A 10,466-nucleotide genomic window follows, 5' to 3' on the forward strand; every position below is an offset into this window, starting at 1 on the left:
ACACCAACGTCAGCCCGTCAGAGCGGGCCGCAACGAGAATAGCATGATGCGCGGCATTCGGCCGCCGCACGGGGGCGCGATGGTGCGCTGGATGCAGCCCGGCCTGCAGCTCAGTTCGACACCGACTTCATCTCGCCGATGCCCGTCCCCTTCTGCGAGTCCTTGTCCTTCGCGGGATCGTAGCCGTCGGTCAGCGTGCCGAGGAACGCCACGACATCCTTGATCTCGGCTTCGTCGAGCGCCGGCTTGTCGCCCTTCTTGCGATCGAAAGGCGGCTCGGTGTTGATGTTGTCCCAGTACTTCTGCGGCAGGTCGTCGAACTTCTGCACCGCGCCCGTCTTCGACACCGGATAGAACTTCTCCGGATTCGTATCCCGTTCGACGTAGAAGCGCACCACGTCGTCGAGCTTGTGATAGATGCCGTTGTGGAAGAAGGTCTTGCGCGTCGCGACGTTGCGCAGCGACGGCGTGCGGAAGATGCCGCAGTACTCGTCCTGTCCCTTGAGATCGGTGCGTTCCGGGCCGCACGCGCCGAGATCGTGATACTTCGGGTTGCGGTTGATCGGCAACGCGCGATTGCGCGGCACGCCGAGCGCGATCAGGCCGAAGTCGCTGAACTGCGGCGGCGAACCGTCCTTCGCGCGCGTGCTGATATGGCAGGCCGCACAGTTGCCCTTGCTCTCGTCGTTGAAGAGCTGCAGGCCGCGCATCTCGGCGTCGTTGAGCTTCGCGCGGCCAGCGAGGAACGCGTCGTACTTGCTCGTGTACGGATAGAAGCGCTCGGGGCTCTGCTCGAAGGTTTCCAGCGCGACCAGCACCGCGGCGAAGACCCGCTCGTCGTTCTGAAAGACATCGGCGCCATAGGCCTGGCGGAATGCGTCCGCGTAAGGCGCGGCCTTTACCGCCGCCGCGACCTTCGCCGGCGTGCTGCCCATCTCGAACGACGACAACAGCGGAATGCGCGCCTGATCCGCGCCGTGGTCCACGCGGCCGTCCCAGGTGAGGCCGCCGGTGGGACCGGCATCGACGCTTTCGTCGCCTTCGTCGTCCGAGTCGTGGAAGTGCCGCGTGAAGGCCGGCACGCTCTGCAGATACTTGAGCGACGGCACCGCGCGAATGCCCGTCTGGTGCATGTCGCTGCCGCCCAGCTGCACCGAGAGCGCGTTGGGCGGACCGAACGCGTGCTGCGGGCTGTGGCACGACGCGCAGGCGAGCTTGCCCGAGCCGGACAGCGAGGGATCGAAGAACAGCTTCTCGCCGAGCACGGTCATCTGCTTGACGTGGGCGAAGACTTCGGCGCGCGACTGGGGTTGCGCCGCGACTTTGACGACGGCGTTTTTACCTGAACTGGTCACTGCCGCGTTCGTTCCCGTGTTGGCGTCGGCTGCGTGGGAATCGCAGCCGCTGAGCGCCGCGGTCAATGCGGCAAGGGCGAGCGAACAGAGAACGAAAGGCAAACGCATCGAAGACATGGGCTTGGAAAAGCGAATTTGAAAGATGCCGAAGCGTATGTCCAACGTGTGTCTTTCATGTGACAGCGCTGTCTCCCCCGTTGCGCCTGTGTCTCCACCCGAAATTTATTAATTGCAGATTACGCAACCGAAAGCCTTATTACATGTTCACGTCAAAACGAATTGCCACACTGCGCACGCCGGCGGGCAAAGGCTTTCAAAACTGACTGAGCTTGCGCCACGCGCCGGTCCCCAACACAAGAGAGATCCTCAATGAACAAGAAACTCGTATGCGCGGTGCCGCTCGCGGCCACCGTTGCATTCGGCCTCTACGCTTGCGGCGGCGACGACCATCACGACGACATTTCCTCGGTGAAGAACGTCGTCGTGATCTATGCGGAGAACCGCAGCTTCGACAACCTGTACGGCCACTTCCCGGGCGCGAACGGCCTGCAGAACGTGACGACGGCGAACTCGCAGCAGCTCGACCGCGACGGCAGCGTGCTGGCACCGCTGCCGACGATCTGGACCGGCCTGACGGCAACGGGCGTGACGCCGGCGATCACCGCGGCGATGACGACGAACCTGCCGAACGCACCCTTCGCGATCGACGATCCGAAGGGCTTCAACACGGCGCTCAACGTGACGACGCGGGATCTGTATCACCGCTTCTACGAGAACCAGATGCAGATCGACGGCGGCAAGAACGACAAGTTCGTTGCCTGGGGCGATTCGGGCGCGCTGGTGATGGGTCACTACGACACGCCGCCTGAGAAGCTGCCGCTCTACAAGATCGCGCAGCAATACACGCTGGCGGACAACTTCTTCATGAGCGCGTTCGGCGGTTCGTTCCTGAACCACCAGTGGCTGATCTGCGCCTGTACGCCGGTCTACCCGAACGCGGACACGAGCGTGGCGAAGGGCTCGATCTCGTCGGTGAACCCGGATGGCGTGTCGCTGAAACTGGCGACGGCCGCCGGCTCGGCTCTCACGGGCAATACGTCGGGGCTGTTCGCGAACTCGGGCAACCTGACGCCCGACTTCTACGCGGTCAACACGATGCAGCCGCCGTATCAGCCGAGCGGCAACAAGCCGGCTGCGGGCGGCGACGCGAACCTCGCGGACCCGACCGCAGCGACGACGCTGCCGCCGCAGACGCAGCAGCACATCGGCGATCTGTTGAACAAGGCCAACGTGAGCTGGGCGTGGTACGGCGGTTCGTGGGGCGCGGCGCTGGCGGACCGTTCGGTCATCAACGGCGCGGTCAACGTGGTGCCTGACTTCCAGACCCACCATCAGCCGTTCAACTACTTCGCCGACCTGGCGCCGGGCACGACCAATCGCGCTCAGCACTTGCTGGACGGCGGCACCAACGGTGCGGAGTTCATCAAGGCGATCGACGCGGGCACGCTGCCGCAAGTCGCGTTCTACAAGCCGCAGGGCAACCTGAACGAACACGCCGGTTATACCGACGTGGCGTCGGGCGACCAGCACATCGCCGACCTGATCAGCCATCTGCAGAAGAGCCCGCAGTGGAAGAACATGGTCGTCGTCGTGACTTACGACGAGAACGGCGGCTTCTGGGATCACGTCGCGCCGCCGAAGGGCGACCGCTGGGGTCCGGGCACGCGTATTCCGGCGCTGATCGTGTCGCCGTACTCGAAGAAGGGCTTCGTCGATCACACGCAATACGACACGACGTCGATCCTGCGCTTCATCACCAAGCGCTTCAACCTGCCGTCGCTGCCGGGTCTGACCTCGCGTGACGCTGCGTTGACGGCGAACGGTGCAGCGAAGATGGGCGACCTGACCAACGCGCTCGACTTCTCGCAATAAGCCTTCTAGCAACGTTGTAATGAAACGGGCCGCGGTCGTTTGACCGCGGCCCGTTGCTTTTTTGGCTTTGCCGCGCGATGCGCTCCGTATCAGGCGCCCGCGAAGAGCGTCGCCAGATCGTTGCCGCGCGCAGCCCCGGCCTGCGCGAGCACGCGCGATTCCAGTTCGTCGATATGCAGGCGCATCGTCGCGAGCGCTGCTTCCAGATTGCCGGCTTCGAGGGCATCGACGAGCTGCTCGTGTTCGTCCGATGCACAGTTGGACACCTTCGACGGATCGAACAGCGCCTTGTACAGCTCGGTCTTCGCGACCAGCTTCGACAGGAAAGCCTGCACCTCGGGCGCGTTCGCGAGTTCTGCCAGCAGCACGTGGAAGCGCCCGGCGAGACGCACGCATTCTTCCACGCTGCCCGCCTTCACCGCCCGCTGCTCGGCCTTGACGTGAGCGCGCAGCGCGCGCTTCGCCTGCGTGCTCAAGGCGCCGCACAGCGATGCGACGATGCCCGCCTCCACCACCTGCCGCGCGCGATAGGCCGCGCGGATATCGGCCACGGTCGGCGACGGCACGAACGCGCCGCGATTCATTTCCAGCGTGAGCTTGCCTTCCGCGCCGAGGCGCGCCAGCACCTTGCGGATCGTGCCGCGCGTGCAGCCAAAGGCGGCGGCCAGTTCGCGCTCGACGAGTTGCGCGCCCGGCGCGAGCTTGCCCTGCAGCAACGCGGAGGTGATCGCCGCATGGACGCGTGCCTCGGGCGCGGGCGGGTTCGTGGCGGGATCGGTTTCCGGTTGGGTCGTGCTTGCGGCCATGGTGCCTTCGATGTGCCTTCGATGCCTGGATTGTCCTGCATTGTAACGAGTGCTTCGGTCGGCGCACGAATCCGGCGTATCAGCCCATGCGCATATTTGGTTGACCAAAAATTGCTAAAATGGTCAACCAAATGAACGATTCACGAGGGCTGTCCCATGGAAACATCGACCTGCATCGTCTGCTCGCGGCTGGCGGATCCCGCGCGATGAAGCCGCGCACGCCGGACCTCGCGTGGCTTGTGGTGATCGTCGTGATCGGACTGAACCTGCGGCCGCTGCTGACCTCGATCAGCCCGCTGATGAGCGTGATCCTGCCTGCGACGGGGCTGTCATTTCGCGGGGCGTCGCTGCTCACCGGCCTGCCGGTCGTGGCGATGGGCGTGTGCGCGTTCGGCGCGAGCGCACTCGCCCGGGCGGTCGGCAACGCGCGCGGCGTGGCGCTCGGGCTGGTGGCGATTGCGGCGGCTTGCGCGGGACGCTGGTTTGCCGGCAATGCGACGGCGCTGATCGTCAGCGCGGCGGTCGCGGGTACGGGCGTCGCGGTGATCCAGGCGCTGTTGCCGGGCGTCATGAAGACGCGTTTTGCCGCGCGCCTGCCGTTTGCCATGGGTCTGTATTCCGCGTCCATCATGGCGGGCGGCGGGCTCGGCGCGAGCATCACGCCGGGGGTGGCGTCACGCGTGTCATGGCAGGCGGGGCTCGCCGTCTGGGCGCTGCCCGCGCTCGTCGCGCTGGCCGTCTGGCTGATGCTGATGCGCGCCGATGCGTTGCCGCGCCCTTCCTCGACGCAGCGTGCCGCGGACGCGCCGTCGCTGTTTCTCAACCGCCGCGCGTGGACGCTCGGCGTCTTCTTCGGGCTCGTCAATGGCGGCTATACCAGTCTCGTCGCATGGATGCCCGCCTATTATCAGCAACTCGGCCGGAGCGTGAGCGCCAGCGGCGCGCTGCTCGCGCTGCTGACCGTTTTCCAGGCGTCTTCGGCACTGCTCCTGCCGATGGCCGCCGCGCGCTTCGGACACTGGTTCGGGCATGCGAAGGATCGTCGTCCGTGGCTTGCGCTGGGGCTCGTCGCGCAACTGGGCGGCTTTGCCCTGCTGCTGTTCGCGCCGCTCGCCGCGCCCGTCGCGGCGGTCGCGCTGATGGGCGGCGGACTGGGCGGCGTGTTCGCGCTGTCGCTGGTCCTCACACTCGATCACGCCGACGATCACGCGCTCGCCGCGCGGCTCGTCGCTTTCGTGCAGGGCGTGGGCTTTGTGATCGCGGCGCTGGCGCCGGTCGTGGCGGGCGTCGTGCGCGATCTGAGCGGCGGCTTCTCGATGACGTGGATGATGCTGTCCGCGAGCCTCGTGGCGATGCTGGCGCTGAGTGGCGTGTTCGGACCTTCGGGGTATGCGCGTGCGATGCGGCCACGCATCAGCGCACGGCGTGGCAGGCGAAGTATTCGTCGAGCAGATCGGTCATCTGCCACACCGGACACGGACGGCGGCAATGGCCGTCGTAACCCGCTTCCTTGAGCAACGCGATGGGCTCCTCCGGCAGGAAACCGCTCATCGCGACGATCAGGCGGTCCGCGTCGTCGGCGGCGGCGCGCAGTTCGCGCACGAGTGCGTAGTTGGCGCTGCCGCCGACGCGCGTATCCAGCAACAGCACGTGCGGACGCCATTCAGCGATGCTGTGTTTGACCGCCGCGGCGTCCAGCGCCAGTTGGGCGGGGAAGCCTTTGAGTTCGAACAACGACACCAGTGATGAGCCCAGCACGCGCTCAGGCAATGCGAGCAAAACCCGCCGCGCTTCCGGGCGCAGGCGCGTCTGCTTGCGGTTCCATCGCGAACATTGGGACGGACTGGTTTCGTAGGCGCGGTTGTTCAAGGTGGCGGTCCTTGGATGGTCCTTTTTTCGGTTTGTTTGCGGGCGGTTTATGCGTACGCGTCACCGGTGCGGCGCATCGCGCGCCATGTTGGCGCGTGTCTGCACCGCGGGTGGGCGGTGGGGTTGAGTGGTGCGGACAATAAAAAATCGCTCGATGCGCTGTGCGGCGGAGCGCGGGGCCAAATTTTTGCAGGCGGCGGGGCGCGCTTCCGAAGAAGGAAGGGCAGGAAGTGCGCCAAGGCGATCGGTTACTTGGAGCAATGCGGGATCAGGGCCGATTCCGGTTATTGCGTGGCAGTCGTCTGATTAATCAGTTGATGTTTGGATCGTGGGAAACCACGGGTAATTATCGCGACGTATCCGCCTTCCGCGCCGACAGCTTGATCGAATTCGACCACCTGTTTGCAGTGCCCCGTCTGGTTCAATGTGACGACGTGGCAGATTTCAGGACGTGGGAATACATAAACGCCGGCCGCCGGGTCGCGTTCAAAAGACTGATGGGCTTAGGCGCGGTCGAGCGAGACGGGGGCAACGAGCCTTTCTACTACCTATTTCGGTCCACCTGTTAGCTTCCTTAATCTGCTCAAATCCGGCAGGCATGTGCCATATAACGCATACAACTTTCCATTCGCATCATCAAGATCACTGGACAGCACCACCTTCTTACTCTGACTAAAGTCAATGACTCCGCGCGCCTTGGGCCATTCGCCAGCGAGTCCAATTTCACTCATAAATTCCTTCTGCGCCCCGCCATGCACAATTAGAAACCGTGCTAAGTTGTACCGTGCGATATCTTTTCCTCCGCAGAGAGCGACTAACTTCTCGAAGTCACTTTTTTCAAGATTCGCAATAAATCTCACCCCGCTCAGAAAAAACGCCTCGAATGCCACGGAAGGCAATATATTTAAAATTTGAGATATAATCGAAAGGCACTCTTTCTCAAGAAATACATCTGCCATAACTTTCTCGAGATCTCCATATTCCTTCTGCATTACATGGTCAATTATCTCTTTTGAAAGTAACTCTGCAGATAACATCATCAATGAACTCCGATGTCCAAGGGTGGCGGCGTTGTTAAATCAAACCTCTGCAACACGTTACCGAGCCGCTGCATTTCCGATGTGATCGTAGTGGTCGGCTCCAAGTTTCAATTCACCGCCGTTAGTTATTACGAAATCGTAAGAGCCTGATGCAGGTCGTCCGTTCACTAGAATCCGACCGCCGGCGATAGTCATGCGGCCAGCGGAACTTCCTACGTGTGTACGTCATGGACAAGTGATGTCGACGAGCGATGACGAATGCCACACAAGAGTCGCATCATCAGCCTTTCTGCATGAAATTTAGCCAGATTTTGCCGACTCCCACTGAGATTTTAGTTCAATAATCTCAGTCAAAAGCATTTGATCATCAAACTCACCTTCATCCCTTAAGTCTGGATCGGCGCAGTAGTTGTCTATAGCACAAAATACCGCATCAAAATACTGTTGATCATTTGGCGCGGCTTCCTGCAACTGTCCATTGTCCCTGCATGCTCGCCACGCCACGATATACTCCTTCTCGAAATCACTTGTGCGGATATCTCCTGCAACAAAGCGATTTACCAAGGCATTCAAATCTAAGCATCGGCATTTAGAAAACATTTCCTAAACTCAAAAGATCATACTCCTGTCTAGGTGACAGCTTCCATCCAGATATAAAATTGCCAAACTGATCAGCCATGACATTCAATTTCGTTTCAGGGTTGAAATAGTGTGTCACACCATCCGCCCAACGATACTTGCCTTGAATTACCTGCGTCGACGATGAATCTAAATGACTCTTCATAGCTTGCTGAAAGACTTCAAGATTAGTCCCATTCTTTTTCCCCGTAACGCCAAAATCCACGGCATGCTTGAATTTCTTGTCGAGTTGCGTCTTCGAAAAGCTCACGCCATCCGAGCACGCCAATCCCAGCGGATCTATCTAGCCAATCGGATTGAGCGCGAACTGATACGGGTTGATACCACCAGCCAAGCCGATAGGGTCCTGACTGATGAAGTTGCCCGTCTGCGGATCGAAGTACCGATGCCGGTTATATCTCAGCCCACTCTCATAGTCTTCGTACTGACCTTGCAACCGAATCGGTTGCTCGATGCGCTCCGTCCCGACATGATCGACCTGGCCGGTCACGCCGTAGTGTACTTCCCATACGATCTCGCCGTTTGCATTGCGCAGGCGTACCGGCGCGCCGTTCGGGTCGTTCTGGTAGAAGTACAGCCGCTTCGATGCGGTGTCTTTCGTCTGCATCGCCAGGGGCTCGAAGCTGCCCAGGTGATAGGCATAGAAGCGTGCTGAGTTTGGCTTGTTCGCAGCGCGCCGCACCTCACCCGCCATCGCATCGCCGTCCCACAGGAACCACGTTTGCGAACCATGCTGGCTATGTACGCCGAACCGCGCCTCAGTCGCTCGTTTGCCAATGCGTCGCCCCAGCGCGTCATAGCGATACGCCCAGCGCTCGTTCTGCGTGTTCTCGAAGCTCGCCAGCCGGCCGAATGCATCCCACTCGAAGCGCTGCACGCCATGTCCGCCGCCCTGGCGAATCACCATCTGGCCCGCCACATCCAGTAGCAAGCGCGCGCCATCGTTGTGTTGTAGTTCTCGTCCGCGGGCGTCGTCGCATACGACCTTGAAGCGGTCTCCATGGGCGTCGTAGCCGAAATGCTTCAGCCGCCCGGTCGGATCGGTATGCGCGAGAATGCGCCCGAGTGGGTCATAGCGGAATTGGTCGCTTCCTGAGCGGCTGTCGCGGCGCTCAGTCAGATTGCCGTTGATGTCATAACGGAAGTTGGTTTCGTCGTCGTGCAAGCCCGCGCGCCGGGTTGCATGACGGGTCAGGCGTCCCGCGTTGTCGTATCCGTAGGCGTGTTCGAGGCTTCCAGTGAACCGTGTACGAGCCAGCCGACCCGCGATATCGCGCGTGAAGCGGATCGGCTCGCTGTCGTCGATCTGGATGGACTGCGGTGCGCTCAGCGCGTCATAGGTGTAAGCGAGCGTCTGCTCGAATTTGGAATCGGCGGTTTGCAACTTGCGCGTCTGCTCGATCAGACGCCCCGCCGCGTCGTAGGCATACGCGATCGTGCCCGTTGCGTCGACGTGCTGTTGCAGCTCCATCATCAGCTGCCCATCGAGGTCATAGGCTCGCTTGACCACGCTGTTTGCATTGCTCGCACGGATCAACTGGCCGCGCTTGTCGTACGTGAAGGCTTCGCTTTGATCGCTGCCCGTAACAGCACGCCGCGTAATACGCCCCAACGGATCGCACGTCACCGTCAGCACCTGACCCAGCGGATCGATGCTCTGCGTCAGATGCCCCGCCGGATCATAGGCGTAGCGGCGCGAGCGCTTGTCATAGCCGATTTCCTCGATGAGCCGTCCCACAGCATCGCGTTTCAGATGCCACGTTTCGCCTCGCGCATTGATTACGCCGACCAGTTGTTCTTCCGTGTTGTAGCGATAATGCGTGACATTGCCATTGGCGTCGATGCGGCTCGCCAACTGACCCTGTCCAAAGAAGCTGAAGCGCGTGATGTGGCCCGCTTCATCGGTGTACTGCGTGAGGTTATCTTCGGCGTCGTATTTACAAGACACCAAGCGATATCCCGGCAGCATGCAGGTCGCGAGCCGTCCCTTGGCGTCCCATCTATAGGTAGCTGACTCTTCTCCCGGCATTTGCCGCTCAATCAGCTTGCCGCGTGCATCGTGCTTCAGGTACGTGGTGCGCCCCAATGCATCCGTCAAACCGGCGAGATAGCCCAGCGAGTCATAGTCGAGTGTGGTGACCTGTTGAGCGGGATCGCGCACCTGAACCAATTGACCGCGTGGGTCATAAGCAAATGCGGTGACGAGGCCCGAGGGTGTGGTCTGCGCAACGAGATTACCGCGCGTGTCCCATGCCTGTTTCCACTCTCCGCCTTCCGGGTCGGTGATCGCAATCGGACGTTGTTCATCGTCGTACTCCGTGCGCGTCGCGCTACAATCCGGCAGCGTGTGACTTAGCAGATTGCCGCACAGATCGTATTCCCACGTGGTCCTGTTTCCTGCTGGATCCACCGCTTGAACAGTACGTCCCCATCCGTCATAGCGATAGCTGGACATGCCGCCCAATTGATCGATCAGCATGACCGGCAATCCGCGTTGATCGCATTGCAGGCGTGTGAGTCCACCCAGCGAATCGCTGATGCGCGTCTCGCGATAGGTCAGGTCATATTCAAAGCGATAGTCATAAAGACCGCCATCGCCCCATGCATGATCGACGCGCCACAGGCCGTCCTCGTGCATTTGATGCGAGTAGCAGAACGACAGCCCGTTGCGATCGGTATGCCGCACCATGACGTGCTCGCCGGCATATTCGAAATGGTAAGGATTGTCGAGCGCATCATGGACCGCGATCAGATCGCTGCGCGCATTCTGCTCGTAGCGCACCAGCGGCCAGCGTTGGCCCTGTGCATCGTGCAATGTCACCCGA

9 protein-coding genes are annotated in these 10,466 nt (G+C 61.4%); 2 read left to right on the plus strand and 7 right to left on the minus strand.

The features are described 5' to 3' along the window. Window positions 1–110: 110 nt before the first annotated feature. Entirely contained in the window at window positions 111–1,472 is a 1,362-nt protein-coding gene (locus QCE83_RS09315; protein ID WP_309809001.1) for a cytochrome c peroxidase, read from the minus strand. Between the two features lie 252 nt (window positions 1,473–1,724). Between QCE83_RS09315 and QCE83_RS09320 the strand changes: the two genes are divergently transcribed. After that, complete coding sequence (locus QCE83_RS09320; protein WP_309809004.1) at window positions 1,725–3,287, plus strand: acid phosphatase; 1,563 nt, start codon at window positions 1,725–1,727, stop codon at window positions 3,285–3,287. 89 nt (window positions 3,288–3,376) lie between these two features. Here QCE83_RS09320 and QCE83_RS09325 read toward each other — a convergent pair whose 3' ends face one another. Continuing rightward, on the minus strand, window positions 3,377–4,093 hold the full coding sequence (locus QCE83_RS09325) for a GntR family transcriptional regulator (protein ID WP_309809005.1): 717 nt from the start codon (window positions 4,091–4,093) through the stop codon (window positions 3,377–3,379). Between the two features lie 206 nt (window positions 4,094–4,299). Here QCE83_RS09325 and QCE83_RS09330 point away from each other — a divergent pair, with 206 nt between their 5' ends. Then, window positions 4,300–5,607, plus strand: a complete 1,308-nt coding sequence (locus QCE83_RS09330; protein ID WP_309811604.1) for a cyanate transporter — start codon at window positions 4,300–4,302, stop codon at window positions 5,605–5,607. Here QCE83_RS09330 and QCE83_RS09335 read toward each other — a convergent pair. The 5 genes from QCE83_RS09335 to QCE83_RS09355 form a co-directional block, all read right to left on the minus strand. Next, entirely contained in the window at window positions 5,507–5,962 is a 456-nt protein-coding gene (locus QCE83_RS09335; RefSeq protein ID WP_309809007.1) for a hypothetical protein, read from the minus strand. The two genes, QCE83_RS09330 and QCE83_RS09335, sit on opposite strands and share 101 nt — an antisense overlap. Window positions 5,963–6,510: 548 nt before the next feature. Next, window positions 6,511–7,002 (minus strand): hypothetical protein, encoded by a 492-nt coding sequence (locus QCE83_RS09340; protein WP_309809009.1) that lies wholly within the window; start codon window positions 7,000–7,002, stop codon window positions 6,511–6,513. A 300-nt stretch (window positions 7,003–7,302) separates the two neighbouring features. After that, on the minus strand, window positions 7,303–7,575 hold the full coding sequence (locus tag QCE83_RS09345; protein ID WP_309809013.1) for a colicin immunity domain-containing protein: 273 nt from the start codon (window positions 7,573–7,575) through the stop codon (window positions 7,303–7,305). 16 nt (window positions 7,576–7,591) lie between these two features. Further along, complete coding sequence (locus QCE83_RS09350) at window positions 7,592–7,891, minus strand: colicin D domain-containing protein (RefSeq protein WP_309809015.1); 300 nt, start codon at window positions 7,889–7,891, stop codon at window positions 7,592–7,594. Window positions 7,892–7,924: 33 nt separating this feature from the next. Next, a partial coding sequence (locus QCE83_RS09355; protein WP_309809017.1) for an RHS repeat-associated core domain-containing protein occupies window positions 7,925–10,466 on the minus strand: 2,542 nt, incomplete at its 5' end.

It is taken from the genome of Caballeronia sp. LZ034LL (assembly GCF_031451215.1).
Taxonomy (GTDB): domain Bacteria; phylum Pseudomonadota; class Gammaproteobacteria; order Burkholderiales; family Burkholderiaceae; genus Caballeronia.

Bases quoted from the DNA above. Each gene is read 5' to 3' on its own strand.
- QCE83_RS09320 (WP_309809004.1), top strand. From the start codon at position 1,725: ATGAACAAGAAACTCGTATGCGCGGTGCCGCTCGCGGCCACCGTTGCA.
- QCE83_RS09330 (WP_309811604.1), top strand. From the start codon at position 4,300: ATGAAGCCGCGCACGCCGGACCTCGCGTGGCTTGTGGTGATCGTCGTG.
- QCE83_RS09325 (WP_309809005.1), bottom strand. From the start codon at position 4,093: ATGGCCGCAAGCACGACCCAACCGGAAACCGATCCCGCCACGAACCCG.
- QCE83_RS09340 (WP_309809009.1), bottom strand. From the start codon at position 7,002: ATGATGTTATCTGCAGAGTTACTTTCAAAAGAGATAATTGACCATGTA.
- QCE83_RS09315 (WP_309809001.1), bottom strand. From the start codon at position 1,472: ATGTCTTCGATGCGTTTGCCTTTCGTTCTCTGTTCGCTCGCCCTTGCC.